We start from the raw sequence: 25,822 nt of genomic DNA on the forward strand, positions 1-25,822 counted from the left end.
TTATGGTCTTTTTAATCCTAAATAGGGTGCAGGATCTTGATAGGGTCCCCACAAATCTGCTCCCACAGAGAAGTGCAAATGCGGGCCTGTTGATTGTCCTGTTGAACCCATTGTTCCAATTTGTTGCCCTTTTGTTACTTTTTTACTGATATTAACCATTCTTGTCGTTAAATGCCCATAACCGGTGCAATTATCATCGGCATGCTTGATAACGATGTATTCACCAAAACCACCACTTGATGCTGTTGGTAACGAAGCAATAACCTCACCACTTTCGGCCGCAAAAATAGGACTTCCACTTTTATCAGCAAAGTCCATTCCTTTATGCGTTACTATATTTCCCGGATTCAATGGATCATCACGATTGCCAAACCACGAAGTGATTTGATAACCTGGTGCAACTGGCATACCGTATTTCCCGCCCGGCTGTTTTAAATCTTTAAACTTGTCATACCAAGCCTGAGCATAATCTTCACGCTCAGGATGTGCAGCGGCAGGTCTTTCAAAATTATAAAGGAATGCTCCTGCTGCTGTTCTCGGTGATGTTGATGCTTTGAATCCACTGACTGTTTTTGGTTCGATAGCTCCAATCCATTGACCCGATTTCATACTCCACTCAATTAGATTGACCTGTGGCACAATTGTTCTGTAATCGTCAGTGATGTTTGCTTATTTCATCAACCTTTGGACGTATTCACGACCATTGTCGGTCGGTTGGCCAACAAGTGGATACGCAGAACCATCCCATTGCACAAGTCCGTATGCAGGTCCTCCGACTTGTTCGGTATCAGGGTTCATTTGGGGACCCGATTCACCTTGGATATTTCCGAGTATCGCTGCAGATGCCGCTTTACTGTAGCTATGCCCTCTTAATGTACTCCAAATCGCCCAAGCTCGCTTATCAATGTCACTTGTTACCTCAGGTGGATATTGACCATTCCAACCACCATTCCCTCCACCCGTTCCGCCATTGCCATCAATTTTAATTCCATTGACATAAAAATCACCAACTACTCTAACTTCTCCATATAAATTCAGTTTTAGAGAATCCATTGTAGACTCTGCAGGTACTTGAACAACTGCTCTAGATCCAGATTGCCCTCCTGAATTGATTGAGAAAATTTGTCCAGGAATTTGAGTAATCGCTACACCATTCGCTTTTAATTCATCACTGCCTTCTGATTTGCCATAGGTTGGAGTGATTTTTGCAATCGCTGATCCGTGTTGATTTTCAGGATCATCTCCTAATGTTTTTGTTTCAAAACTCAATCTCCCTCCATCTAGCACAATTTGGAAATCACCTTCATCAGAAGATTTTATGATGTTACCTTTAATCAAAATACCGCTTAACACACCCGCACGAATATAATTCGCATTAAATTCACCATCAATTGTCCAAGCTGTTTCGAATTTATCTTTGTCAAAATCGCCATTAATAAAACCGATGCCTTCCGAATTCATCACTAAGAAGTGATCCGATTCTTTTAAGCTCTCTTTATTCATGATAACCATCTGATAAGGTTGTCTTGATTCACCTTTTTTTGCATCCCACGGTGACATTAACAACACTGATCCACCTTTAGCTCCGCGAATAATATCACTTTGCCACTTACTTACTTACTTCAGTTGAATCATAAAAATTCATTTTGACACTCTGCAATTCAGATACGCCATTTTGTACGTTGGCAAGCTGTGTTGTAGCCGAAGACCCCTGTAAATTATCACCTAAACTTGTGTCTACTTTGTTTGTTAAACAATCATACTTAACTGAAAAGACACGTGTTTGATAATGATAGCCCTTGTCATAATCGTGAATACTCACTCTATCTCCAATCGAGCTGGCGCCAATCACTTCGCTTGAAAATTGTACCAACTGTCGAGAATTATCTAATAACATTTGATAAGTGGCTGTTAATAGTTCCTTGTCATCCTCAATATCGTCAAAAACAACCACTTGTTCTCGCCTGCGCATTCCGCCATTTTTCATCGGGATACCATGCACTTCAGTTAGCTTTTTCAATTCCAGAAAAGCCTGCCCTTTTGGTTTGACGACAGGTGTTTTCCAGTCAACTTTTTCGAAACCTAGACGTTTACCTTTACCATCACCAACATCTTCACCCTTTCCTCGACCAACAATACTTGTGATGATATTGGAACGATTTTTAGTACGTACAACTTTTAGCGCCGTACTGCCAACTTCGTAACGTTTAGTGCTTTCTTTTCCAATTTTATCGTGTAACTCAATCCATTTTTTTGAAATACCTGTACCGCTAATTTCACATCTGAATAGCAGCTCACAGCCTAACGACTGAATCGTTTTCAGCGCATCTTTAACCGAGATATATTGAAAAGTTGCACTGGCTACCTTGTTTACTATCCCCGTTACATGCCACTCTCCATCTGTTGCTTTAACGACTTGCTTCGCTATTTCAGTCAATGTCTGTTTCTGAGATTGCTCTTCCTTAACGATATAATTACTCAGCTCATCGAGACCAAAATTAATGCCTTTAAAGTTCATTATCTCCGCATCAATTTCCTCTTCTTGTATTTTATAAAGTGAATAAACTGACTTGCGCTCTCTAACTGCAATGTACTCTGCTTGTTCAAGTTCACTATCATACAAACAACTGACCGTTAAAGTATCTTTTAATAAGTCAGATTTATCGCTTGTTATTTCCTGTTCTTGCAGGCATTGCATTAGTGTGCGATTGTTCTTCATTTTAATTAACTGTTGTTTGTTATCAAAAAAGTAGACACTCATAACTCCACACTCCTATACACAATTGACAGCGTTGCAACATCGCTGGTCACTCGATCGTCAGTTTTTAATTGAAAATTTGAAAAATCGCTATCCAAGTCGAGTAAATTTGTGCGATCGACATTGTTAACAAACACCTTGCCGTTTTTAAAGTCAAAAAGCACCACGTCATTGACTGCTAAAGTTTCACTCGTTATTTTAAGCGTTTGTGAACCATTCACAATTGATAAAGTGGACGTTTTTGTCATTTTGGCAGTCACAGTCATTGGTGTAACTGGGTAATGGAGATGATGATTAATCGCACCGATTGTTATATTTTCAGCACCATATTTATAAGGGTCAGAACAAAAAAGTGTAAACGTACTGATAATATTGTTCGAACTTCCTTCTACTGTATCCGCTGTTTCAAAGCGTCCATAGTAGGTTGTCGTCGGTTCGTCTTCAAATGAAATAGCGACATCTTCATCACGATACAAACGAAACATCAACTCTTTAAAATCGCGTTGTAATTCTAACGCATTCTTATTCTGAAGTTTATAAGTGACAGTGATGATACGTGCAGGCAATCGTTGATTCGTAATAATTGCACCAATTTGTGCTTCTGTACTTTCCAAAACAATGGATGTCATTTCGCGACCTTCAACTTTTAATGTTGTATAACCTTCCAATATATCTTCCAACAAAAATCCATCATAACGCATAGCTGATGTTGGTATATACTTCATTTTTCTAAATGGATCTTTTTTTACATCTTTAAATGTGTACATCTAAAAACTCACCTCCTAAATTTGCATATTGATTTGTGTTTCGCCACCCATCGCATCAGAAATATCTGCAACAAATGCTGTGAAATTTTGTTTGCCAATATTAACTACGAACTGGGCGGGTTGTGTTGTTGCAGTATTACTTTGACTCGCATCAGCTGTAAACGAAGCACTAATGGAATGGCTCATGCCATTAACATTACTCATAACGTCGCCAAAACCATTTTGCAAACCTTTATCAAGACCAAACATAATACTTTGACCATTTTCAACGAGTAAACGTTTGTCATATGAAATTGGCCCTTTATGGTCTTTAATCCAATCCCCGATGCCACTAACGAATTTTTTACCCGCTTCCCATGCGGCTTTCAACCCATTAACAAATCCATCAATGATTGCTTTACCAGCATCAACTAAACTAAATTCTTTTATGATGTTAAACACACCAATCATTTTGTCGATAAAACCAGCTACTTTGTCAACGCCACCTTGGAAAAAACCAACAATACTATTCCAACAATCGCCTAAAAAGTTTGCCACCGCATTAAATGCTGCGATAGTCTTCGCTTTAATCGTATCCCAATGTCTAATTATTAAACCAACCACAATACCGATAGGTCCTCCTAATATAGACAAAAGAGCGCCTCCCCATTTTTTGAAAAAGTCAACAATTGCAGTAAAGATAGCGACTGCTTTTTCTTTTATTGCCGTCCACAAATTCGAAAGAAATTCGCTAATTTTTTCCCAGTTTTCATATACGAGTATTGCAACTGCAGCTAATGCCATAATTGCAAGGACTGCTATTCCCATTGGACTAGATACAAGCTTTAGTCCGTCTTTAAAAAGATCAATCGATGCTTTCACAGTCGCTATCGTTTCTGCTACTTTAATCAACACGACAACAACTGTCCCAACTGTGAGAAAGGCGGCAACTAAAGCCGTGATAATTGGAATCAACGTTTCACTATGTTCTTGAAAATAACTGAGAAAAACCATGACTGGTTCCATTAATTTCGGGATATACGAGATGATAACGCCAAACCCTTGATCGATCACCGAGACAATTTGACTAATAACGCTATTTATCTGGGTAACAAGTTCATCAAAGGCACCTAAATCAGCAGATTTAAGTGTTTTTGCAATTTCTAAAAAGACATTATTTAACCCATTGTCGATGGCACCCTCGATATCACCCATCGCTGTTTTAGAACCTTCTGAAATTGAACTGAACACGCCAATCTTATCAAATATTCCTGCGAGTGCTGAACCCATTTCTGCTATTTTTTGTGCTGCACCAAATGATACATCAGCTATTTCTTTTGTTTTATCAATGGCTGTTGTAATTCCAGAAACAAAACCATTATTGTCTATATTTAATTCCATGCCTGTTTTATTAGTTCCCATTTTTTTCTCCTTTCCTATTTATTCGCTTTCATCATTAAATCTGAAAAGTCGTTATCCTTTAATGCTTCTTCTTCCTGACCTAACACCATTCTTTCACGTTTCGCATAGTCATAAAATTTTTCAAATGATGTGTAATACGGCCGCATTTCTTTGCCCATTTTTTTCGTAGCTTTAACTTGTTGTGCTAGCCAAGCGGCTTTATGCAGCACATAGTCTTCGTCTACCATCTTTAATTGAAATGCCGTCATCTTGAGCGTGTATTCATAAAATGTCATACGCTCAATTTTTTTTAGTTCTGTCATGTTCAAATGTCGAAAGCAATTAATAATAATTTGTTCATAGTTTTCGAGTGAATTGAGGATTATTTTGTTTTCATCGCTTTTTTCGTATCTCTGGCTATTAGCTTTCCCGCGTTGTTACTTTCGATCTCGGCCAAGGTTTCCTCAAATACTTTTTCGATTTTATCACACGATTCTAAATAACTTTCAATATCTTCTAATGCTGGTCGTTTCGCCTCTGTTGAAGTGGCACAATGCAATACATCAGCTAGCGCTACAATACTACCTGAATGAATTTCAATTAGTTTTGTTGATAATCCAGTACCAAATTTCATGCCGTTGTTTTCGATAAAAAACTTTTTATCCAATTCACGTACAAACTTAATTCCAAAAATAAACACCTTAACTTCTCCATTAATCTTTAACTCCATTACAATTCCTCCTTTAGTAATAAAAAGAAGCTAGGTTTCCCTAGCTTCTACTTGTATAGTTGATATAATTTTATCGATCTGTTAATTATTATTCCCAGCAGGTTCTTCAGCTTTGACCGTGTCTTTAAACACGTATGACACCACATTCGCTTGTTCCTCAGTCAAAGTTGCATAACCTTTTTGTCCGACACCATTAATAGCAAATTCCATTTCTAGTGCTAGACCATCCTCAGAATTGGATGTTTTTGAAAAACTTGAAACATAACCTTGGAAATATGTTGCTTTAAATTTATCACTGTTTTTTTCTGTGCCTTTTTCTGCTTTATCAATCTCCCAAATTTCGATAATTTCAGCTGCATCGAAAGCATCATCTAATTCATCAATGTAGGTATCTCCTTTGGCAATAATCGATGTCGCTGAAAACTCATAAACAATCGGTGCCATATTTTGCAATGGACCGTCCTTGGTCGGAACTGCTTCATTGTCACGGCTTTTAGCATTACTATGTTCCGTTTGGAATGCCATCTTCCAAGCTGCCCCATCCTTTTCATTTTTTAAAATACGGTATAATAGAATAACGTCAATTCCTTTTTTTGCTTCAGTCATTTTTAAAATCTCCCTTTTAATAGTTTTTTTAATCTTTGTTTGCTTCGCTTGCTCTGCAGTGGCAGCGTTGCTGAAATATTTCATTTTTCATTAACATGTTAACAATTTACTGCGCATTTGATACCAACGTGTTTTATTTAACGTCCACAACAATCATAAACGGACGAGCAAGTCTTAAAGATGTTCCCCAGTAAAATTAAGCTTTTCTGCTGTTTGAAACTCTTAACTACTATCATCTTAACACCTTATTTCACCTAAAAAGTGTCTTCTTAATACCTTGATAGTACGGAGAAAATTCATTGCTTTTTCTTTCTTATTTTATCCCATAAAAAAGATACTAGCTCTTTTGCTGGTATCTTCATCGATAGCTTTTCTGCTGTTTGAAACTCTTAACTACTATCATCTTAACACCTTATTTCACCTAAAAAGTGTCTTCTTAATACCTCGATAATACGGAGAAAATTCGTTGCTTTTCCTTTCTTATTTTATCCCATAAAAAAAGATACTAGCTCTTTTGCTGGTATCTCGTTAATAGAAATTTTGAACGTCTATGTTGTTACTCTTTGTTCAATTCCTAATTCACATGCAAAGTCAGTCACTGCCATATTCAGTTCCATATGGTATGTAGTGTGCTCAATCATTAATTTTTCCATTATCCTAGTTTTATTAGACCCAATAATAAACTTGTCCACGAATATAACTTTACGTCGTTCTCTTCGTTCAGGATCCAAAACACATTCGATTCGTTCCAATCCCTGATTGATTTTTTTTACAAAGTATTCCATCTTTTCAAATTTCTCAATATTATCTAATGCTGCACTTTCTGTTGTACTATGGAAGTCATTACCATATGTTGGAGGCACAATAGAATAACTTGCGGTCACCTTTGGAGCTGCTCTCACACCTGCTTTTATGGCTTCTTGTTTATAGGCGGTTATAAGTAATTCCACATTTTTGACAGTTTTCCTCATACTTAAATCACTTGGTCGTACTTCTTTGTAGTTTTCTAATTCAATCATTAAGTTGTCTTGTGTGCTCATTCATTGTCCTCCTTTTATTAGTAAAGTTAGTTTTTATAACACTTATTTCATTGACAAGTAATCTCTAACAATGCGACATATAAAAACTCAACACTCGTTTCATGATGTTTATAGCGTTGATAGGAATAATGATCTCTATCTGCGCTTGATCGCACTTGTTTTTCCGTCTTTATTTTAATTACTTCATGACCACGAAGACGTGCATCAGCTAGCTTTTTAACAAATTCGATTTTATTTTTATTTTTAATGTAATAACGATTATTGATCATCGTTTTATTCATTCGCCACTCTCCTCTGATTTTGTAAAGTTAATGAAAACGTTAGTGCTAAATAAACACACCACACCACATTACTTACCTTTTTTTACTAAATAAATATTTCCAATTAATAAAGCCGTTGTAGATATAATTGTGAAAAATAGTACCAATAATGAAAATTTTAAAATAACTGTCACGCTCCATTTCTTATTTATTCTTAAAACAAATTTTTAACTTTAGATTCTATCTTATCTCACACCACGAATATGATTTAAAATCATATCCAACGTGCAAAAACACCTTATTCTCTCTTAATACCAAGTATTTCATCAGATGTAACATTAAAATAAAGACATAATTTAACTATATTTTCAGCATTCATTGATAGTGGATCTTTTTCCCAGTTGCTGATTGATGTCTGTGTTGTATCAATTTCTCTCGCTAAGGCTCGTTGAGACATCTTTCCATTTTTAGCTCGCAACTCTGCGATTGTTATCAACCTGCCACCTCCTGGTCATATCTCTATGTTATATGATTTAAAATCACGTGTCAATAAATATATATGATTTATTATCATGCCACTATCTTATAACTGTCTAGATTATTATTTAATACATTATAAAACAACAACTTGATTTAAAATCATACCAATGATATATTATACTTATCAAAGGGGTGTTGAAATGAGGACTTTAGGAAGTCGCATAAAATTTTTAAGAGAAAAAAAACATTTAACTCAAACAGAATTGGCTGAAAAAGTTGGCGCAAAAACTTATACTACTATATCTAAATGGGAAAGTGACGAAAATTTCCCAAAAGGAAAGGATTTAAAAATCCTAGCAGAATTGTTTGGTGTTTCAGCAGATTTTCTCTTAGGAATAGAACCATCCGTTCAAACTTTCCAAACATCTGAATGCCATGATACAGATATTGAACTTCCTCTATATGGTGACGTTGCTGCTGGGGCTCTAGCAGAGTTAGAAAGTATTGATGTATGGGATGTCAAAACCGTAAAATTACCAAAATTTTTGCTTCCACAATCGATGTTATCCGATAAGTTATTTGCTATGCATGTTAATGGAGATTCAATGGATAAAATAATTCCTAACGGTTCATTAATTGTTGTAAAACCAATTGAACAATCGCTCTATAATGATGGTGATATTGTTGTTTTCAGCTATAATGGTGAATATTCATTAAAAAGATATCGTCCCAATGCCATGGAAGGTTTTGTATTATTTGAAGCTGATTCAATTAATCCTGATTTCAAAAATATCCCCATTAGTAAAAGTGAGTTATTTGAAGCGAATATGTATGGTAAAGTCGTTTTTTGTGGGATAACATTTTAATCCTACTATTAGTTAAAATTGTTTTAAATAATGTCTGATAAAACTTAAAATCCGTCTGTAGTCTACGTATTTAAAAACTCATTCCGAATATGGAATGAGTTCTTTTGTATACAAATATAGATCTTACTTAAAAAAATGCTTTTACTGACATATAAAATTCATATAAAAAGTAACAAGCAAAGCCTAACAATAAAATACCAGCTACAATCGAGCTCCATTTTATAGCTTTACGATTCATAATTTTTCTTGTTAATGAAACAATGGACAGTAAACTAACATCATGTAACAATATACCACTCAAAATCCCTAATGCAACAATAAAAAATTGACTGTTACTCTTTGTGTAGGAATCAGTTAATACAGTTCCAAATACTGTAACCCAAAAAACGAGGTTCCCTGGTGATACAGCTACAATAAGTCCATTTCGATATGTTTTAAAGAATGATTTATTTGTTTTTTCACCTGCTAAATTAATATCCTTATTCGCATTTTTGATAGAATCGTAGGCGATAAAAACCAGAAATACAGCTCCTATCAACCATAATGGGCTTTGAATATAAGGTAAAGAAAGAATATTAGCAAATCCTAAATAAAGTGCAATTATTAGTGCCACATCAATTGTCATACCACCAATACCAACGGCCCATCCGTGTATAAATCCATTTTTCAAAGTCTGTTTTGTCATTTCTACACTTATCGCCCCCACCGGCATTGCGATTACCAAACCCACTAGTAAAGACGTAAAATAATTTTCCATGTATTCCTCCTTAATTATCTGTTTATTTTATTATGAAATTATCATAGCATAACAATACATATTTAATCTCTAAAATTGTATAAAAATGCAAAATATGCTTGAAAGTGTCTTTTAGTATCAAAAATCCGACTTGTGCTTCATCCGCTAAACGCTTCTGTCTTTAAACTAACTAAAAAAACTTGTTATCTCTATTTGATTAGAGAATAACAGTTTTTTATGAAATCAATCTTCCCAACCACAAAGTGTATATCCTTGATTTTTTGACTCTGTTAAAGTCATTCCTTGTAAAGAATTAAGATTATTTGATTTTAAGTACTAAACACTTCATGCAGCAGGTCCTGCTTCAATCGTTAATAAATAATCCAAAATAAAAACAGTCACTATTAAATTCTGAAAACTAGAATTTAACAATGACTGCCTTATTTACTTTTAAAACAAATAGTAAAAATAAAACTGATCACTAAGCCGAACAACATTAGGATAACGAGTTCTCCCATTAAACTAACTTGGTCTTTTAAAAATTGATTAATTAAAATAACGCCTATAATAGCTGAAAGTAACAATAATCCAAATTTCCTCAATGATTCATGTCACCCTTTCTCCACTTTTACAGCACTATTATTATGTCAGTAACTAATTTTATCACATTTCGTTCAATTAAAGCGAATACACGGTAAGTCGTTACGTGTTTAGACACATGAATGTGGCGAAAATCGTACGTTCGGAATCTTGTATTGTTATATAGCTATTATTTCACTATACTAAGGGTGTGGTAGAGGAAAAAGGTATTTTTTAGAAAAACGCACTTTATTTTTATAATTCTCTTGCCTCAAAATAAACGATAATATTTATATTATCATGGAGGAATTCATTATGTTTAATTGGTTAAGAAGCAGTAAGATTGCAATGCCGATACTAACAGTTTTACGTGTCTATCTTGGAGTACAATGGTTCACATCTGGCTTCCACAAAATTTTTGGTGATACACCATTTGATGCCGGTGGTTTTATAGGTAATATTGTTAAAAATCCAGTTGTCGGACCTGAAGGCAACCAACTTTATCCAGCATACACTTGGTTTATGGAAACTTTTGCAGTAGGTAATAGTCAATTTTTCAGTTTCCTTGTAATGTGGGGCGAATTATTAATCGGCTTAGGTTTAATTGTTGGTTTATTCACATCAACAGCTGCCTTTTTCGGAATCGTCATGAATTTCCTTTTCCTATTCGGTGGTACAGTTTCAGTAAATCCCCTCTATTTAATCCTCGGACTCCTCGTTTTAGTTGGCGGACGTAACTCAGGTACAATTGGCCTTGACTTCTACTTCCGCAAATATGTTTCACCTAAGTTGTTTAAACAAAGACAACATCGTTAATTTTGATACAACTTAAAAAGAGGCTAATGCCTCTTTTTTTTGCCTTCAAACAAATTATTTGGTTGTACAGGTAATTGAGTGTACTATTATGGTAATAAATGAATGAGGTGAACTTATGAAAAAAGCATTAATTATTGGCGGTACAGGTACTATTGGTAGTGCAGTTGCAAAAGCTTTATCTACGACTCACGAGATCTTGATTGCGTCACGCTCTAGCGAGTACCAAGTTGACTTAGCATCACCTACGAGTATTAAAGCATTGTTTGATAAGGTAGGAACTGTTGATGCAGTTATTATCTCTGCTGGGGCCGCTCACTTTGGTCCATTAGCTACTATGACTCCTGAGGACAATCTGCTCAGTGCCAATAACAAGTTATTAGGACAAGTAAACACTGTTTTAATTGGCAAAGATTATGTTGCTGATAATGGTAGCTTCACACTGGTAACAGGGATCATTATGGATGAACCCATAAAAGATGGTGCCTCTGCTGCAATGGCAAATGCTGGTGTCAAAGCGTTTGCGAAATCTGCTGCGACAGAAATGCCACGTGGTATTCGTATCAATACAGTGAGCCCCACTGTTTTGGATGAATCTTGGTCTATTTATAAAGATTATTTTGTCGGTTTTGAAACAGTATCTTCAAACAAAGTTGCTAACGCATTTGTCAAAAGTGTCAACGGTGTTCAAACTGGTCAAAGTTTTACAGTTTATCAGTAGCTCCATTATTTCAAAAAATAATACATCATATTTATAAAATACAAAGTATTTAAAAAACCAGTTATAGAGCTTCGGCTCAACAACTGGTTTTTTGTCAATTATTTATACGCGTGGAATTTTATTACTTAAAATATTACCTGCGTGTTTTTTTTGACTGTTAGCATGCTTTAATTTATCAGGAGTAACATCATTACCCTCTTTGTCTAAAATTTTCAATCCATCAATTGTTCCTAATACTTGGCCTCTTATTTCACCTAAGTATGCTTTACGTAATTTGAGTTGCTCTTTTGTTTCAGCGGGAGTTAAACCCTCTTCTTTCTTTTTCTTTGCTAAGGCATTAATTCGATTCAAATCTACTTTCATTGTAAATACGCTCCTTTTTTCTTGAACTCTTTGTCTAAGAATAGCATAATTTAACAACTGATGCCAATTTATAGGTTCAGATTGGTCAAACATTAGCACTTAGCTCTTTTTTACTTTTGGTTTAAATGTGATGAATTCAAAAGCAACTTTATTTGCATCATCTAAAATAAGCACCGCATTGAATTTTTTACCTTTTTTACTAAGAAAGCCTTTTATTAAGGCTGTACGTCGTGATTTTAATAACTTACTACACATCGGACGACTGATTTTTTTATTAAGAATTTTTTTGTATATAACGAAGTCACATTTCTCACAGCCATACACTTTAAATTTTTCTAAAACAGACGCACCACATGAGGGACAGATTCCTAACGGTTCCTCTGTCATCGGGATAGCAATTTTTTCAGTACCTATTTGTTCAGGTACGGTAGCAATGAGATGCTGTATGAAACGTTGAATGCTGCCTAAGAAAGCTTCTTGTGTTCCCGTTTTATCATGGATTTTTTTTAAATAACTTTCCCATTTAGCGGTCATCTCTGCACTCGAAATTTCGACGCCTACAATTGCTTCACACAATATACTTCCCTTAGCAGTTACCTGCAGTTGATTTGCAGTTACTTCAATATAATCTTGACGCTTTAATGTTTCAAGAATACTTGCTCTCGTTGCTTCAGTTCCAATACCTTCAATTGCTTTTAAAATTGCTTTAGCTTCATCCTCAGCTGTGCGGCCGATATTCTTCATAGCCGTGATCAATGTCCCTTCAGTGTATGCAGGTGGTGCCTTGGTTTCAGCCTCTTTTTCATAAAGACGACTTTGAACAACTTCATTAAGCTCAACAATTGGTAACTTTTCCTCATCTGTTTTTTTCTTAGCTGCTCCGATAATTTCTTTCCATCCTAGCTGTCTAATCATACGTCCCGTTGTTTTGAAGATTTGTGTATTAACATCCGTCAGTATAATTGTTTCATCATAGATATACGGTTGTGCAAAAATAGCTAGAGTTCGTCGTAATATTAAATGATACAATCGTTGCTCCATTGGTCCCAACTTTGCTAGGGCAGCGGCAGTGGGTATTTTTTTTGTTGGGATAATCGCGTAATGTTCCTGAACTTTTGAAGCATCAACATGACGTTTTGTTGCATAGTTTTGTGGGTCTTTAATTTCCACACCGGCACGCTCACAATAGCCTTCAAGATTTTTTTTCAAGTAAGCATATTCTGCTGGCGTAATGTAATGACAATCCGTTCGTGGATACGAGACTAATTTTTTTTCATATAACGTTTGAACAATCTTTAATGTCGTAGCCGGACTAACTTTATATAACTTATTGGCTTGACTCTGTATATCAGACAATGAATAAAGACGTGGCGCATATTCCTTTTTTTCTTTTGTTTCCACTTTAGCAATACGAGCAGCTTGTTCCTGTTGATGAATCACATCGAATCCTTTAAAAAAATCTATCAACTCAGGCAGTGTTTTAAATGTATCTTTATATTTTCCAACATAGGTACCTTGTGCAGCATTTACATGAATATATGCTTCAAAATAAGTTTGTGGTTCAAAATTTTCTATTTCTTGTTGACGTTGCCAGATTAAATATAGTGTAGGTGTCTGTACGCGTCCAATTGAAAAAACACCACTCAAACCTTTTTGTTGTAATAACAGTGTATAAAGTCGACTGATATTCATCCCAATTAGCCAATCACTAATTTGACGTGTTTGCGCTTCGATGTACGATGAAAAATAATCCTCGCCTGGTCGCAATGATTCAAAACCTTTCCGAATTTCATCATTTTCTAATGAGTTAATCCATAAACGTTTTGTGGGCTTATGTTCATTTCCACTGACCTTAATAATTGATCGTGCAATATTTTCACCTTCACGATCACTATCTGTCGCCACAATAATTTCATCAGCTTCGTCAAGGAGTCGTTTAACGATTCGAAATTGTGCGCGTTTATCTTTAGCGACCTTGAATTGATATGACTCAGGAAACATGGGCAACTCATTGAGCGACCACTTTTTCCATTCCGGTTTATAACTTTCTGGCGCTTGCAATTCAACCAGATGACCATAACCATAAGTGATTGCGACTTCATCTTCAAATAAAGCATCTTTAATCAGAAAACCACCTTCAATTTTTTGTTTAGATTTAAAACTGTGGGCATAAGCTTTTGCTTGACTAGGTTTTTCTGCTAGAATTACAATTTTCATCGTCTACCAATCTCCTTAGTTTAACTCTCGTCCGCTCTTATTAAATGAGTGTATTCAAATTGTTGATAGTTGATTATTTCTAAATAATCAACTGTATATCTCAAACAAATATTTTTATTAGCTATGTATTTATTTTTCTTTTTTCACTTCCCTACCATTGTATCATTTCCTAGTGTCAGTGCAAAAACGTAATGTTCAGTTTTTCCAAGCCTAATCATTTCCAATTTTAAAATTAATATAGATACATTAACCTTAAAAAAAACACAAAAAACTTTCTATCAAAATGATAATAACCCTTTATTTTTATCGGATTTAAAGGAAACGCTTACAACGTTGATTTGTCAATGATTTTATTTTTCGAAATTGTCAGTTTTTTTCTAAAAAAAGGTTTTTTTTTTGCATTTATAGGGTAAAATAAATGTGTAGCACGTAGGGATATTACTATACAATAAAAGGGGATGTTTTATGATGGCATTATCAAGTATTTCTTTTGACAACCGAAGCAAACAAGTAGACAAAGAAGTTCCATTTAATATTGGGGATGGCGTATCATTTATCCGAGGTGAAGTAATGTTTAAAGGTACTGTCACTAAAATGTATGATAATTCCGCACTTATTGAACTATTTGATACTCCAAATTACGAATTTAATAATACTGTATGTAATTTCAAGAGAATGCAGCTATTATAACTAAATATCAAAAGTCCTACAGTCAATTGTAGGACTTTTTTATGTTCTTTTTCTAAATTAAAAATATTAATATACAGCGTTTAGTAAACTTTTTATCAATCCGTCATCCCATTCACAAGATCAGGATGTTATACATTAAATTGTAACAAAGAGCAGTGTTCACACAGATGTCATATGTCTTACCGTTATAACTGTTATTTTCTGTTACACTTATTGTAGTAAGATATCAGTTAATGAAGGAGATGTTTTAGATGGAACACGCAACTAAAGTTGGTATTAAAGGTAATTACTATGATATTTCAATTCGAGAAGTGATTAGTAATATTGCTTTTACCATTGTTTATAATCCCTTAACTATTACAGATATTGATCAGGCAGATGAATGGGTTACTTCTAGCGCTAATGGTAAATGTATTCACAAAATTTCGGCTATAGAGCATGATACGCGTAAAAATACACGTCGTATTTTCCTTAAAGAATAGTAAAATAAGCAATATAAAAATACCAGTAGATAAAACACTGTAAAAAGTGAACGATCTACTGGTATTTTTTATATTTTAACGCTCTTTCGTTTTGTATCACTTTAATTTCTTTGCGATAAACTATGAGCTGTCATACCAAACACAACAACAATTAGCCCTATCCAAGCACTAAATGATGGAACAGCTGAATTTAAAATAAGTAGTCCTAATATAAAAGAAAACACCGCCTCCATTGATTGTGTAGCTTCAACGGCAGCCAGCTCTTTCATTCTTCCTTGTGTTAAGTCTGTTGCTTTGAAAAAAAGTAGTGTGGCAATAACACCTGAAAAGAGAGCTATTATAATTGAATTAGACACTTGTGACATCGAAGGAATACCTGAACGAGTACCTGCAATAATTGATAAAATCAGCCATGTGGGTAAACTGCATAAAGTCATTCCTAACACACGCTCAAACACGTTTAGACGACCTTCTGTCACTTCCATCATTTTACGATTACCATAGGGGTAAGCAAATGCCGCGATAATAATTGGTAAAGTACCTAGCACTATCCCTTTCAATCCAACCGTTGTCGCATGTGATACTTCCATTATAATAATACCTACAATAATAACACCTGACCAACATAATCCTGTAAGAGGAATCCGACCTTTGACTTTAACAATACCTGTGGCCGTTTGAATTTTTTCATAGAACAGCGGCGACATTAATGCACCGGCTACTATTGTAATCTGCCAAGTTCCTGCAACCAACCATCCTGGTGAATAATCAGCAGCAAAGCATAATGGTGCATAAAAAAGACCAAACCCAATTTGGCTGTAAATGAACCAAGCAAAGGGTCGTTTTTTTATTTCTGACCACATCTTTTTAAAACCACTTTTAAATAAAACAAGCAGCAGCAAAAATGGAACCATAAAAAAATAACGTAAAGATGCACTCCACATCCAATCACCACCTAAGTCAGACATCAATTGATTGATCACAAATGTAAAAGCAAAAAAGAACGCTGCAATAATACCAATAATAATCGCTCTCATAATCCCCCTCCAGTCTTCTATTTCTCTATATTATCATAAAATCTTCAGGAGGAATTCCTTTTCTTAATACGAAGTCCATATGCTATAATAATACCAGTACAGTTAACAGAAAAGGAGCTTTTGAATGACTGAACACTTTGATATCACAACACATACCTTAATTGCTTACCAAGATCAAAAATTAAGAAACTCTAAAATATTCCTCGCCTTTCGTTGGATATATAGCCTCCTTCTTACGTTCGTAGTGACGATGCTTGCATTTTTATATGACGTGAATTTGGTCGTTATTGGCTGGCTCGCCTTAGGATTATTTTTAGTTTTTACATTCATCTTTTGTTTTACGCCTTTATTCGCTATGGTATTAACAGGTATCAGTAGAAAAATGACCAAGGTTGAACGCTTCCCGGTAACAATCGCATTGACAAAGGAAGGTCTCACTCAAACAATCAATGACCGTGTCCTCTTTATTAATTGGTCCGACTTCAAGCGAATTTATAACGACGACGAATACTTTTTTTTAGCTACTAAAAATGATGTTTGTCCTTTACCATTATCAAGCACAGAAAATACAAAGCGTTTGATTTATCAAAATATTAAAGCAAACGCCCCCAAATGCAAAGGTATCGAAAAGTTAAAGATTAGTAAATAAAAAATGTTTTTTAAAATAAATTGTTTAGTCTCTATGTACAGGGGTAATAATACCATATAGTTATTGAATAACTATACTTTCATATATCTCTCCCCCTATTGAGATAATGAATACCCCTACTCTTGGCGACTTTTAAAAAGTCGTCTTTTTTTGTTTCATAATGTTATTACAGGAGGAATTTTTATGATAGTAACCCTAATATTAATTGGTCTTACTCTTTTTGCTATTGGATTTTTGTTTATCGTCATACGCTTTTTTAACCACAAGCCTAAGAGAAAATTCATTATAACGGCTCTAGTAGGTTTTTTATTAGTTGCTATAGGTGTTTTTCTTACCCCCGGCACTGAGACTGACAAACCAACTGAATCAAAAAAAACTACAGAGTCTTCTTCAACCACTCATTCTTCAAATATTGACAGCACTAGCAATTCTCAAACAACTTCAACAGTTCCTATTCAATCTTCGACAACAACTAGCACTACAACTGAAAATTCACTATCATCTACTAGCAGTTCAAGCAATACAAACACTACACCTGATACAACCGACACGGTAACGAGTACTTCTATCGAGACAACAACTGAATCATCTACTTCTACGACTGAAAGTAGCTCTAGCACTAACGAACAAATAGAAAATGCAACGACTGATTCTACACCCGAAGGAACTGAATAAATTTTTTCCTCTTTAATCCATTGTTAACTAAACAACTGCACATTATGTGGTTGTTTTTTTATGTTTTAATAGGGTACCTATTCATTGTATACGTATAAATTCAAATGAAAAAACACGCCTTTAAAAAGCGTGTTTGAAGCCTTACTTTACTATAAATGTATTTTTCGATTTAATTTATTAAACAAATCCAAAAATTGTACTTTTTCTGCCTCAGTCAATTCACCTAATACATCAGTGTTTACTCGTGTGTCCAATTCGCTTGCTTCTTTCAGTGCTATTTCACCTGCAGCAGTGATTGCTAAACGTGTAATTCGGCGATCATTTTTATCATAAATACGTTCTGCATAGTTTTCTCGTACAATGATAGTCGCTATGTTAGTCATCGCACCTGGCGTCACGTTCAAAAAATGAGCCATATCACTTTGTTTTTGAGGACCTTTATCGCGTAACTCACCTAATACCAATAACGCTGAAATACTGATGCGATGTGGAAATTCGTCAGACCAAATTTTCATTAACGCTGTTGTATAATGATTGATTGTGTATATAAGTTCAATATTTTTTTGATTCATTATCTATTTACCTCCTCTTTATTAGATGACAAAACATATACAAAAAAACCATAGTTAGCCACTACGGTTTCTGAGAATTTATTTTTTAAATATTTGTGTAAGATCTGTTAAGACTTTATCAGAATCATCCAAAAATGTAACAATAATTTCAGTGCCGGTATCTTCTACCAAAGCATAAGTTTTTTCAAAACGTCCACGCGGCAATGAAATACTGCCAGGATTAAGGTATAGAATACCTGCGTTATACTCACATCCAAGCTCGTGTGTATGTCCAAAGAAGACATATTCTGCTTTGCGACTTTTAGCTCGATCACGTAAAATAACCAAATTCATCTTGATATTAAACAAGTGACCATGTGTTACTAAAATCTTGTGATTATCTACTTCACCGAACCACTCAGTGGGATAAATACGTCCAAAATCACAATTACCTCGTACAATATTATATCCTTCAACTGCTATATCATCGGCCTCAAGTTCAGAATCTCCGCAATGGAAAAAGGCATCAACCTTACCAGTATACATTTCTTTTAAATGCAATAACGCTTCACGGTTACCATGATTATCACTGACAACTAAAACTTTCATTCTGTGCTTCCCTTCTCTACATATATTACTAACATTGTCGCATGATTTTTATCTTTTGACTAGTCATTTTATTGCAAAAAAACATTTTTATTTTAAGTTAGTTTTTTTTATTTAAAAAAATATTATTTATTTACTTAAAGATAGTAGGAGTTGCGGTAAATCCTTCGCCATTTTTTGGATAGCTTTTCCGCGATGACTAATGATGTTTTTTTCACTCATAGTTAATTCTGCTGTCGTTTTAGAGAGTTGTGGCACCAAGAAATATGGATCATATCCAAAACCAGCACTTCCTCTTGGTTCAAGTAATATTTCCCCTTCAATAGATCCTTCATAAAAGCGTGTTTCTTCATTGGGCACTGCGACAGCAATTGTACAATCAAATCGAGCCGCACGCTCTTCGCGACTAAATTTTTCAAGGGCTTTAACTAATTTTTCATTATTGTTTGCATCGTTAGCAGGCTCTCCAGCATAACGCGCTGAATATACACCAGGTGCGCCATTTAAAGCAACAACACTTAGACCGGAATCATCACTTATAACGGCTTGATTTGTCAATTTAGCGATTGCTTCTGCTTTCAAAGCAGCATTTTCACGGAAAGTTGTACCTGTTTCTTCAATCTCTGGCAATTCAGGATAATCATTTAATGTTTCAATGACTACGCCATAATCCTCAAAAAGGGCTTTAAATTCTAAGGCTTTGCCTTCATTATGTGTTGCTATTAATAATTTTTTCATTATCAAAATCTCCCTTGTCCAATTTTAACATATTCTACTTCTAAATTAGGGACGTCAAGCCAATCACGTGCTATTCCCCCAAATATTTTAGTTGAACCTGTTGTGAAAAAGCGATGTTGATTCTTTTCACCCGAAACATTACGTAATGAAAAGTAATCTAACAACATGCTGACTTCACTTGCCGTTTCTAAGCCTGGATTAATTACCTTGACGGATGAACCTAGTACATTTTCAATGATTGGTTGTAACAACGGGTAATGTGTACAACCTAAAACAAAAGTATCTACACCACTATTTTTAAAGGGGCGTAGTGTTTGGGCAACAATTTTTTTAGCAACTGAACCTTTATACTCGGAACTTTCTACGACAGGCGCAAATTTTGGACAAGCAAGGGTTTGAACTTTTATTGTGTGATCTAATAGATCAAGCGCACTATTATATGCTTGGCTTTTAATCGTTCCTTCAGTTCCTATAACACCGATTTGATTATTTTTAGTAGCCTTTAGTGCTGCACGCGCACCTGGTTGAATGACACCAACAACAGGAATAGCAACATGCTCTCTTATATACTGTAAAGCGGCAGCTGTAGCCGTATTACAGGCGATTACTAACAGCTTAATATCATGTTCTAACAGGTAATTTGTCATATCCATTGTAAATTCTTTCACTTGTTCCGTATCTCGCGGTCCATATGGACAACGCAATGTATCTCCTAAGTAACAGATGTTTTCATTAGGTAACTGTCTTAAAATTTCTTGTGCAACAGTTAAGCCTCCCACACCTGAATCAATTACACCGATTGGTTGATTCATAATTTTTCGCTCCAATTTTCAAATTGATATTGCTTCTCTCTATTTTGACTAATTTCCCTTACATTTTCAAGTCAAAAACCTTTAAATTAAGATTTAAATGCTGCTTTAATTTTAAATTCACAGTTCGATCACTTAATTTGACTCTTTTTACATTTTCATTTGTATTTATAAGACAATCGTTTATAATTGAGTACGAATGAAAGGAGCTAACTATGACTGAATCAAACACAACACCCTCATCCACACTCGGTTATGAATTGATGCGACACTTTGTTTTACCTGACCTTTTAGGGCATGAAGCGAGCGGATTGCTCTATTTATTAGGTAAAAACTTAGGACGTAAATTTACTATGTCATCAATTCCAGAGCTACAGATTTTTTTTAATGAGGCTGGCTGGGGTTCATTAACTGTAGAAAAAGAGAAAAAAGATACCTGCCATTTTATATTATCTGGTGACCCTGTTGAAAAAGCATTCGCTTTAAATACAGAACACTCATTTAATTTAGAAGCTGGTTTTTTAGCAGCAAACTTTGCTAGTCAAACTGGTTTTTATACTGAAGCCACTGAAGAAATTAACCATAAAAAAAGCACCGTCATACTCATTGTAAAATGGGATCGTAAAGAATACGATGCCAATGCGAGCATAGACAGTACCAAAGAAGACTCTATATCAAATTAAGGTGTTTCAAACCTTTCATAATACCATCTTCATCCACGTGGTCGGTTATATAATCGGCCACTTTTTTCAACGCTTCTTTTCCATTTCCCATTGCCACACCACACCCTACCGCTTGTAACATTTCATAATCGTTCATGCCATCTCCAAACGCATAGGCGTTTTCTATCGCAATATTAAGCTCACTTAAAAGTGCTTTAATACCATCTGCTTTTGAACCATTTGCTGGAATAACATCCATCGACTGATCATGCCAACGCACAAAACGATAATTTTCAAAGGCTGCATTATAACTCATGTCATGTGAATCATCTGCAAATAACATCATCTGATAAATTTCATTATCTGTTGTGAAATCGGAGACCACTTCTGGGTAAGAAATATTGACAGAATTTAAAGCTTTTTTAACCACTTCGTTATTGGGTTCATCAAAAGCAATCATATGATGACTCGCAAATACTAGGGCGTGATTTTTTGCTTTTGTTAGCTCTTTTAATTGTGCCAATTCTGCCATGGGCATAGGATTAGTATACACAATCTCACCTTTGTGAGTCACATATTGTCCGTTATAACAAACAATCGTATCCACATTAAGTTCATCACAAATTTTAGTTACTGTGAAAGGTGAACGGCCCGTAGCTAAAGCCACTTTAATGCCTTTACTTTGTAGTAAAGCGATACTTTCTTTTGTAGATTCCGGAATTTTATTTTGAGTATTATACAATGTTCCATCTACATCAAAAAACACTATCTTAGTCATATTAATTCTTAACTCCTTTAGTTTAATTTTTTAAATGTTATACGCTAACATTATAACATGAATGTAACTTCCTCTTTAGACTGGCTCGATTCATTCTAATATAAAGGGCTCTTTTGATATATTCTGAATACCCTATAACAAAATCTACAGCATACCTAAAAAACAAATAATTCAATGTCCCCTTGTTTTTAATGGGTTTATAAATTATTTGTTAGTGTGCTTCTCAATTTTATGGTAAACTGTTAATGAAAGATTTGTTCGGATAAATTGATGAAACTTATTACATACGCGTTGACCTTGTTGCAGTATCACTTCTATTTGAAAACAATTTTTGTCAAAAATTACTTTTAGAATAGTTGTTCATGTTGCAAAAATAAAATGGAGCATCCCTTTTGGTGATGTTTAGTTAATTATACGCCTAAAAGAATAAGTACTTATCCTTCAAACTTTAAATTAGAGTTAAGAGGTTTTTCCTCATAAAAATATATTTCAAACACACAAAGGAGCAAATTAAAATGATATACAAAGTATTTTATCAAGAAAACATGATTGAAACACCATTGCGCGAAAACACAAAAAGCTTAATGATCGAGGCTAGTTCTATCGAGGACGTTCGAAAAAAATTAACAAACCATGGTTACAATATTGAATTTATCGAAATGATGCGAGATGCCCAAATCGCATTTGAAAAAAATGACCCTGACTTTAAGTTAGAGGAAATCTAGATCGAAATGAAGCTTGTAAAAAATAATGAAACTGCAGTCTTTGCTCTCGGTGGCTTAGGCGAAATCGGTAAAAATATGTACTGTGTTCAATTTCAAGATGAAATCATCGTAATTGACGCAGGTATTAAGTTTCCAGAAGATGACTTGTTGGGCATTGATTACGTCATCCCTGATTATACTTACCTGATTGAAAATGCAGACAAAGTCAAAGGTGTCTTTATCACGCATGGTCATGAGGATCATATTGGTGGTATTCCTTTCTTACTTAAACAGGTTAACTTGCCAATTTATGCTACGAAGTTAGCACTTGGCTTAATTAGAAATAAACTTGAAGAACATGGCCTTTTACGAACTGCTGAATTAATTGAATTCAACGAAGATGATGTCTTCAAGTTCCGTAAAACAAGTGTTTCTTTCTACCGTACAACTCACAGTATTCCAGATGCATTTGGTGTCGTAGTTAAAACACCTTCAGGTAATATTGTTGAAACAGGTGATTTTAAATTTGATTTCACTCCGGTTGGTCAACCTGCTAACATTACTAAAATGGCAGAGCTTGGTAAAGAAGGCGTTTTATGCTTACTTGCAGATAGTACAAATGCTACGGTACCACAATTCACGATGTCTGAAAAAATCGTTGGCGATAGCATCAAAGATATTTTTGAAACTGTTGATGGTCGTATTATTTTCGCTACTTTCGCCTCAAATATGCACCGTGTACAACAAGTGGTCGAAGCTGCTATTGAAAAAGGTCGTAAAATCGCTGTTTTTGGACGTAGTATGGAATCCGCACTTGAAATTGGTCAAGAGCTAGGTTACATCGCTGCACCAAAAAATACCTTTATCGATGCTCACCAAATCAAACGTTTACCAGCAAACCAAGTATGTATCTTATGTACGGGTAGTCAAGGTGAACCAATGGCTGCATTATCACGTATTGCCAATGGTACTCACCGTCAAATCCAAATACAACCTGGCGATACAGTTGTATTCTCATCTTCTCCTATTCCTGGTAACACGGTTGGAATCAACAAAACAATCAACCGTCTATACCAAGCAGGTGCGGATGTTATCCATGGTAAATTAAACAATATCCATACATCAGGTCACGGTGGTATGGAAGAACAAAAATTAATGCTTCGCTTAATGAAGCCTAAATATTTCATGCCTGTCCATGGTGAATACCGCATGCTAAAAAGCCATCAACAAACGGCGATTAACTGTGATGTTCCTGCAGACAATACTTTCGTTCTTGGTAACGGTGATGTTTTAGCGCTAACTGCTGATTCTGCACGTATTGCTGGTCGTGTACCTTCTGGTACTATCTATGTTGATGGAAAAGGAATTGGCGATATTGGTAGCATTGTTTTACGCGATCGCCGTATCCTTTCAGAAGATGGTATTGTACTCGTAGTTACAACGGTCGATTTTGAAAATCAACGTGTAATGTCTGGTCCAGATATTATTTCTCGAGGATTCGTCTACATGCGTGAATCAGGATCATTAATTAATGATGCTCAAGCACTGATTACTCGTCGATTACAAAAAGCGATGAATAGCGATAAAGAAGTCACTCGTCACGATATTAAATCATTAGTGATTGATACATTAAACCCATACTTTTATGACAAAACAAAACGTCGTCCGATGTTATTACCTGTCATTATGGAATACGATAAATAATAGTTAATAATTAAAAACTAGACCGCTTAACTTCTGTATAAACAGGAGTAAGTGCTCTAGTTTTTTTGTGCTGTTATCGTTGCGATAACAGTATGGGTGCTGACATTGTTGCGAAGAAATGAGCTTTACAAGGACAGTATGGGTGCTAATATCGTAGCGAATTCATTCGCTTTACGAGAGTAGTATGGGACGGTGCTGACATTGTTGCGAAGATATGAGCTTTACAAGGACAGTATGGGACGGAGCGACAGCGAGTACCATTCCTCATGTTAGATGCTTTAAGAGTACCACTCCTCATGTTAGATGCTTTAAGAGTACCACTCCTTTTGTTCAGTCACATAAGCATCACTCAACACTTATGAAATTACGATAACAGTATGGGTGCTGACATTGTTGCGAAGAAATGAGCTTTACAAGGACAGTATAGGTGCTAATATCGTAGCGAATTCATTCGCTTTACGAGAGTACCATTCCTTTTGTTAATGTCTTAAGAGTACCACTCCTCATGTTAGATGCTTTAAGAGTACCAATCCTTTTATTAATAACTTAAGAGTACCATTCCTTTTGTTAATAACTTAAGAGTATCATTCCTTCAATGAAGCGAGTACCACTCCTTTTGTTATCTCCTTCTAAGTATCTCTCTCAGATTTAATAGTTTACGCGTATATTAAAAGGACCCTAAAAATCAGATTAAACATCTAATTTTCAAGGTCCATTCACACTATTAAATTAATTTTTAATCTAGTTTCTCTTTCAATCGTTCAATGTCTGTGTCCGCACCAATAACCATCAAAGTATCGTTCACTTTGATATATTCTGTGGGTTCAGGATTTACAATCATAACACCTGCACGGCGAATAGCAACAACATTAAGGCCATATTCAGAGCGCACTCTCAAATCGATCAATGTTCGTTCTTTAAAGCGAGGGTTAGCAACTGATAACTCTACTAAACTATACTCATGACTTAATTCTAAATAGTCTATCACATTACGTGACGCTATATAATGCGCAATGCGTCGTCCCATATCTCTCTCAGGAAAGACAATACGATCGGCACCGATTTTAGATAAAACTTTACCATGACTTTCATTTTGAGCCTTAACAGTAACGTGTTTAACGCCCATTTCTTTCAGCAATAAAGTGATTAAGATACTGGCTTCAACATCCTCACCAATTGCCACAACAACATGGTCAAAGTTACGTATCCCTAAGTTATTCAATACATTTTCATCCATTGAGTTTCCGATAACCGCATGTGTTGCAATATTTGCATACACATTCACCCGTTCTTCATTGATATCAATTGCGAGAACTTCCTTCCCCAAATCAATCAACGTTTCACAAATACTACCGCCAAAACGACCAAGGCCGATCACCGCATAGTTTTCATCTTCTTCACGATATTTTACCAAATTAATC

At 35.1% G+C, this 25,822-nt stretch carries 30 protein-coding genes and 1 pseudogene; 10 read left to right on the top strand and 21 right to left on the bottom strand.

Annotated features, from left to right (window positions below; genetic code table 11):
• From V6S17_RS08410 to V6S17_RS08460, 11 genes and pseudogenes are all read right to left on the bottom strand, one after another.
• Positions 1-408 (bottom strand): M23 family metallopeptidase, encoded by a 408-nt coding sequence (locus tag V6S17_RS08410; RefSeq protein WP_338515869.1) that lies wholly within the window; start codon positions 406-408, stop codon positions 1-3.
• A 45-nt stretch (positions 409-453) separates the two neighbouring features.
• Positions 454-1,560: pseudogene (locus tag V6S17_RS08415) on the bottom strand (phage tail tip lysozyme); the annotation flags it as partial.
• Positions 1,561-1,609: 49 nt separating this feature from the next.
• Positions 1,610-2,761, bottom strand: coding sequence for a phage tail spike protein (locus V6S17_RS08420; protein WP_051457134.1), 1,152 nt, complete (start codon positions 2,759-2,761; stop codon positions 1,610-1,612).
• Positions 2,758-3,525, bottom strand: a complete 768-nt coding sequence (locus V6S17_RS08425; RefSeq protein ID WP_029092211.1) for a distal tail protein Dit — start codon at positions 3,523-3,525, stop codon at positions 2,758-2,760. Before V6S17_RS08425 ends, V6S17_RS08420 begins: the two co-directional genes overlap by 4 nt.
• A gap of 15 nt (positions 3,526-3,540) precedes the next feature.
• Positions 3,541-4,926, bottom strand: coding sequence for a phage tail protein (locus V6S17_RS08430; protein WP_051457133.1), 1,386 nt, complete (start codon positions 4,924-4,926; stop codon positions 3,541-3,543).
• A 14-nt stretch (positions 4,927-4,940) separates the two neighbouring features.
• Positions 4,941-5,228 (bottom strand): hypothetical protein, encoded by a 288-nt coding sequence (locus V6S17_RS08435; protein ID WP_029092212.1) that lies wholly within the window; start codon positions 5,226-5,228, stop codon positions 4,941-4,943.
• A 59-nt stretch (positions 5,229-5,287) separates the two neighbouring features.
• Positions 5,288-5,635: a tail assembly chaperone gene (locus V6S17_RS08440; RefSeq protein WP_029092213.1), complete on the bottom strand. Its 348-nt coding sequence runs from the start codon at positions 5,633-5,635 to the stop codon at positions 5,288-5,290.
• 81 nt (positions 5,636-5,716) lie between these two features.
• Positions 5,717-6,241: a phage major tail protein, TP901-1 family gene (locus V6S17_RS08445; protein ID WP_029092214.1), complete on the bottom strand. Its 525-nt coding sequence runs from the start codon at positions 6,239-6,241 to the stop codon at positions 5,717-5,719.
• A 548-nt stretch (positions 6,242-6,789) separates the two neighbouring features.
• Positions 6,790-7,281, bottom strand: coding sequence for an ArpU family phage packaging/lysis transcriptional regulator (locus V6S17_RS08450; RefSeq protein WP_029092215.1), 492 nt, complete (start codon positions 7,279-7,281; stop codon positions 6,790-6,792).
• 47 nt (positions 7,282-7,328) lie between these two features.
• Complete coding sequence (locus V6S17_RS08455; protein ID WP_029092216.1) at positions 7,329-7,562, bottom strand: hypothetical protein; 234 nt, start codon at positions 7,560-7,562, stop codon at positions 7,329-7,331.
• Positions 7,563-7,839: 277 nt separating this feature from the next.
• Positions 7,840-8,037 carry a helix-turn-helix domain-containing protein gene (locus V6S17_RS08460; RefSeq protein WP_029092217.1) on the bottom strand — a complete coding sequence of 66 codons (198 nt, stop codon included), beginning with the start codon at positions 8,035-8,037 and terminating at the stop codon, positions 7,840-7,842.
• A gap of 184 nt (positions 8,038-8,221) precedes the next feature.
• Here V6S17_RS08460 and V6S17_RS08465 point away from each other — a divergent pair, with 184 nt between their 5' ends.
• On the top strand, positions 8,222-8,887 hold the full coding sequence (locus V6S17_RS08465; RefSeq protein ID WP_036027603.1) for a LexA family protein: 666 nt from the start codon (positions 8,222-8,224) through the stop codon (positions 8,885-8,887).
• A 127-nt stretch (positions 8,888-9,014) separates the two neighbouring features.
• Here the strand turns inward: V6S17_RS08465 and V6S17_RS08470 are convergent, their stop codons facing one another.
• Complete coding sequence (locus tag V6S17_RS08470) at positions 9,015-9,644, bottom strand: LysE family transporter (RefSeq protein WP_029092218.1); 630 nt, start codon at positions 9,642-9,644, stop codon at positions 9,015-9,017.
• Positions 9,645-10,517: 873 nt separating this feature from the next.
• On the opposite strand from V6S17_RS08470, the gene V6S17_RS08475 reads away from it, so the two are divergent.
• On the top strand, positions 10,518-11,018 hold the full coding sequence (locus tag V6S17_RS08475) for a DoxX family protein (RefSeq protein ID WP_029092219.1): 501 nt from the start codon (positions 10,518-10,520) through the stop codon (positions 11,016-11,018).
• Between the two features lie 115 nt (positions 11,019-11,133).
• On the top strand, positions 11,134-11,736 hold the full coding sequence (locus tag V6S17_RS08480) for a short chain dehydrogenase (protein ID WP_029092220.1): 603 nt from the start codon (positions 11,134-11,136) through the stop codon (positions 11,734-11,736).
• Between the two features lie 102 nt (positions 11,737-11,838).
• On the opposite strand, the gene V6S17_RS08485 is transcribed toward V6S17_RS08480, so the two are convergent.
• On the bottom strand, positions 11,839-12,099 hold the full coding sequence (locus tag V6S17_RS08485; protein ID WP_029092221.1) for a DUF896 domain-containing protein: 261 nt from the start codon (positions 12,097-12,099) through the stop codon (positions 11,839-11,841).
• Positions 12,100-12,198: 99 nt separating this feature from the next.
• Positions 12,199-14,316: a type IA DNA topoisomerase gene (locus V6S17_RS08490; RefSeq protein WP_029092222.1), complete on the bottom strand. Its 2,118-nt coding sequence runs from the start codon at positions 14,314-14,316 to the stop codon at positions 12,199-12,201.
• Between the two features lie 465 nt (positions 14,317-14,781).
• Between V6S17_RS08490 and V6S17_RS08495 the strand changes: the two genes are divergently transcribed.
• On the top strand, positions 14,782-15,006 hold the full coding sequence (locus V6S17_RS08495; protein WP_029092223.1) for a DUF2187 family protein: 225 nt from the start codon (positions 14,782-14,784) through the stop codon (positions 15,004-15,006).
• A gap of 251 nt (positions 15,007-15,257) precedes the next feature.
• Positions 15,258-15,488, top strand: coding sequence for a hypothetical protein (locus V6S17_RS08500; RefSeq protein WP_029092224.1), 231 nt, complete (start codon positions 15,258-15,260; stop codon positions 15,486-15,488).
• A 101-nt stretch (positions 15,489-15,589) separates the two neighbouring features.
• Here the strand turns inward: V6S17_RS08500 and V6S17_RS08505 are convergent, their stop codons facing one another.
• A complete protein-coding gene (locus tag V6S17_RS08505) occupies positions 15,590-16,525 on the bottom strand; it encodes a multidrug resistance efflux transporter family protein (RefSeq protein WP_029092225.1) in 936 nt (311 codons plus the stop codon).
• A 124-nt stretch (positions 16,526-16,649) separates the two neighbouring features.
• Here V6S17_RS08505 and V6S17_RS08510 point away from each other — a divergent pair, with 124 nt between their 5' ends.
• Positions 16,650-17,174 (top strand): YcxB family protein, encoded by a 525-nt coding sequence (locus tag V6S17_RS08510; RefSeq protein ID WP_029092226.1) that lies wholly within the window; start codon positions 16,650-16,652, stop codon positions 17,172-17,174.
• 183 nt (positions 17,175-17,357) lie between these two features.
• A complete protein-coding gene (locus tag V6S17_RS08515; RefSeq protein ID WP_029092227.1) occupies positions 17,358-17,849 on the top strand; it encodes a hypothetical protein in 492 nt (163 codons plus the stop codon).
• Positions 17,850-17,998: 149 nt separating this feature from the next.
• On the opposite strand, the gene V6S17_RS08520 is transcribed toward V6S17_RS08515, so the two are convergent.
• The 4 genes from V6S17_RS08520 to racE form a co-directional block, all read right to left on the bottom strand.
• Positions 17,999-18,421, bottom strand: coding sequence for a MarR family winged helix-turn-helix transcriptional regulator (locus tag V6S17_RS08520; protein ID WP_029092228.1), 423 nt, complete (start codon positions 18,419-18,421; stop codon positions 17,999-18,001).
• A 78-nt stretch (positions 18,422-18,499) separates the two neighbouring features.
• The gene (locus V6S17_RS08525; protein ID WP_029092229.1) at positions 18,500-19,009 is read right to left on the bottom strand and encodes a metallophosphoesterase; all 510 of its coding nucleotides are present in this window, start codon (positions 19,007-19,009) and stop codon (positions 18,500-18,502) included.
• Between the two features lie 126 nt (positions 19,010-19,135).
• Positions 19,136-19,744 (bottom strand): XTP/dITP diphosphatase, encoded by a 609-nt coding sequence (locus V6S17_RS08530; RefSeq protein ID WP_029092230.1) that lies wholly within the window; start codon positions 19,742-19,744, stop codon positions 19,136-19,138.
• A 2-nt stretch (positions 19,745-19,746) separates the two neighbouring features.
• Positions 19,747-20,556 carry a glutamate racemase gene (gene racE / locus V6S17_RS08535; protein ID WP_029092231.1) on the bottom strand — a complete coding sequence of 270 codons (810 nt, stop codon included), beginning with the start codon at positions 20,554-20,556 and terminating at the stop codon, positions 19,747-19,749.
• Between the two features lie 212 nt (positions 20,557-20,768).
• Here racE and V6S17_RS08540 point away from each other — a divergent pair, with 212 nt between their 5' ends.
• Positions 20,769-21,236, top strand: a complete 468-nt coding sequence (locus tag V6S17_RS08540; RefSeq protein WP_029092232.1) for a YslB family protein — start codon at positions 20,769-20,771, stop codon at positions 21,234-21,236.
• On the opposite strand, the gene V6S17_RS08545 is transcribed toward V6S17_RS08540, so the two are convergent.
• Positions 21,223-21,993 (bottom strand): Cof-type HAD-IIB family hydrolase, encoded by a 771-nt coding sequence (locus tag V6S17_RS08545; RefSeq protein WP_029092233.1) that lies wholly within the window; start codon positions 21,991-21,993, stop codon positions 21,223-21,225. The two genes, V6S17_RS08540 and V6S17_RS08545, sit on opposite strands and share 14 nt — an antisense overlap.
• A gap of 515 nt (positions 21,994-22,508) precedes the next feature.
• Here V6S17_RS08545 and V6S17_RS08550 point away from each other — a divergent pair.
• On the top strand, positions 22,509-22,718 hold the full coding sequence (locus V6S17_RS08550; RefSeq protein WP_029092234.1) for a DNA-dependent RNA polymerase subunit epsilon: 210 nt from the start codon (positions 22,509-22,511) through the stop codon (positions 22,716-22,718).
• Between the two features lie 6 nt (positions 22,719-22,724).
• On the top strand, positions 22,725-24,401 hold the full coding sequence (gene rnjA, locus V6S17_RS08555; protein WP_029092235.1) for a ribonuclease J1: 1,677 nt from the start codon (positions 22,725-22,727) through the stop codon (positions 24,399-24,401).
• Between the two features lie 736 nt (positions 24,402-25,137).
• On the opposite strand, the gene V6S17_RS08560 is transcribed toward rnjA, so the two are convergent.
• Entirely contained in the window at positions 25,138-25,815 is a 678-nt protein-coding gene (locus V6S17_RS08560) for a potassium channel family protein (protein WP_036027605.1), read from the bottom strand.
• Positions 25,816-25,822 lie beyond the last annotated feature (7 nt).

Origin of the sequence: Brochothrix thermosphacta DSM 20171 = FSL F6-1036, from assembly GCF_036884295.1 — a bacterium.
Taxonomy (GTDB): domain Bacteria; phylum Bacillota; class Bacilli; order Lactobacillales; family Listeriaceae; genus Brochothrix; species Brochothrix thermosphacta.

Excerpts from the sequence above, each read along its gene's own strand:
- V6S17_RS08430 (WP_051457133.1), bottom strand. The coding sequence starts at position 4,926 with ATGGGAACTAATAAAACAGGCATGGAATTAAATATAGACAATAATGGT.
- V6S17_RS08500 (WP_029092224.1), top strand. The coding sequence starts at position 15,258 with ATGGAACACGCAACTAAAGTTGGTATTAAAGGTAATTACTATGATATT.
- V6S17_RS08515 (WP_029092227.1), top strand. The coding sequence starts at position 17,358 with ATGATAGTAACCCTAATATTAATTGGTCTTACTCTTTTTGCTATTGGA.
- V6S17_RS08425 (WP_029092211.1), bottom strand. The coding sequence starts at position 3,525 with ATGTACACATTTAAAGATGTAAAAAAAGATCCATTTAGAAAAATGAAG.
- V6S17_RS08435 (WP_029092212.1), bottom strand. The coding sequence starts at position 5,228 with ATGACAGAACTAAAAAAAATTGAGCGTATGACATTTTATGAATACACG.
- V6S17_RS08485 (WP_029092221.1), bottom strand. The coding sequence starts at position 12,099 with ATGAAAGTAGATTTGAATCGAATTAATGCCTTAGCAAAGAAAAAGAAA.
- V6S17_RS08445 (WP_029092214.1), bottom strand. The coding sequence starts at position 6,241 with ATGACTGAAGCAAAAAAAGGAATTGACGTTATTCTATTATACCGTATT.
- V6S17_RS08410 (WP_338515869.1), bottom strand. The coding sequence starts at position 408 with ATGCCAGTTGCACCAGGTTATCAAATCACTTCGTGGTTTGGCAATCGT.
- V6S17_RS08490 (WP_029092222.1), bottom strand. The coding sequence starts at position 14,316 with ATGAAAATTGTAATTCTAGCAGAAAAACCTAGTCAAGCAAAAGCTTAT.
- V6S17_RS08495 (WP_029092223.1), top strand. The coding sequence starts at position 14,782 with ATGATGGCATTATCAAGTATTTCTTTTGACAACCGAAGCAAACAAGTA.
- V6S17_RS08530 (WP_029092230.1), bottom strand. The coding sequence starts at position 19,744 with ATGAAAAAATTATTAATAGCAACACATAATGAAGGCAAAGCCTTAGAA.
- V6S17_RS08505 (WP_029092225.1), bottom strand. The coding sequence starts at position 16,525 with ATGAGAGCGATTATTATTGGTATTATTGCAGCGTTCTTTTTTGCTTTT.
- V6S17_RS08470 (WP_029092218.1), bottom strand. The coding sequence starts at position 9,644 with ATGGAAAATTATTTTACGTCTTTACTAGTGGGTTTGGTAATCGCAATG.
- V6S17_RS08510 (WP_029092226.1), top strand. The coding sequence starts at position 16,650 with ATGACTGAACACTTTGATATCACAACACATACCTTAATTGCTTACCAA.
- V6S17_RS08475 (WP_029092219.1), top strand. The coding sequence starts at position 10,518 with ATGTTTAATTGGTTAAGAAGCAGTAAGATTGCAATGCCGATACTAACA.
- V6S17_RS08450 (WP_029092215.1), bottom strand. The coding sequence starts at position 7,281 with ATGAGCACACAAGACAACTTAATGATTGAATTAGAAAACTACAAAGAA.
- V6S17_RS08440 (WP_029092213.1), bottom strand. The coding sequence starts at position 5,635 with ATGGAGTTAAAGATTAATGGAGAAGTTAAGGTGTTTATTTTTGGAATT.
- racE (WP_029092231.1), bottom strand. The coding sequence starts at position 20,556 with ATGAATCAACCAATCGGTGTAATTGATTCAGGTGTGGGAGGCTTAACT.
- V6S17_RS08420 (WP_051457134.1), bottom strand. The coding sequence starts at position 2,761 with ATGAGTGTCTACTTTTTTGATAACAAACAACAGTTAATTAAAATGAAG.
- rnjA (WP_029092235.1), top strand. The coding sequence starts at position 22,725 with ATGAAGCTTGTAAAAAATAATGAAACTGCAGTCTTTGCTCTCGGTGGC.
- V6S17_RS08455 (WP_029092216.1), bottom strand. The coding sequence starts at position 7,562 with ATGAATAAAACGATGATCAATAATCGTTATTACATTAAAAATAAAAAT.
- V6S17_RS08465 (WP_036027603.1), top strand. The coding sequence starts at position 8,222 with ATGAGGACTTTAGGAAGTCGCATAAAATTTTTAAGAGAAAAAAAACAT.
- V6S17_RS08525 (WP_029092229.1), bottom strand. The coding sequence starts at position 19,009 with ATGAAAGTTTTAGTTGTCAGTGATAATCATGGTAACCGTGAAGCGTTA.
- V6S17_RS08540 (WP_029092232.1), top strand. The coding sequence starts at position 20,769 with ATGACTGAATCAAACACAACACCCTCATCCACACTCGGTTATGAATTG.
- V6S17_RS08480 (WP_029092220.1), top strand. The coding sequence starts at position 11,134 with ATGAAAAAAGCATTAATTATTGGCGGTACAGGTACTATTGGTAGTGCA.
- V6S17_RS08545 (WP_029092233.1), bottom strand. The coding sequence starts at position 21,993 with ATGACTAAGATAGTGTTTTTTGATGTAGATGGAACATTGTATAATACT.
- V6S17_RS08520 (WP_029092228.1), bottom strand. The coding sequence starts at position 18,421 with ATGAATCAAAAAAATATTGAACTTATATACACAATCAATCATTATACA.
- V6S17_RS08550 (WP_029092234.1), top strand. The coding sequence starts at position 22,509 with ATGATATACAAAGTATTTTATCAAGAAAACATGATTGAAACACCATTG.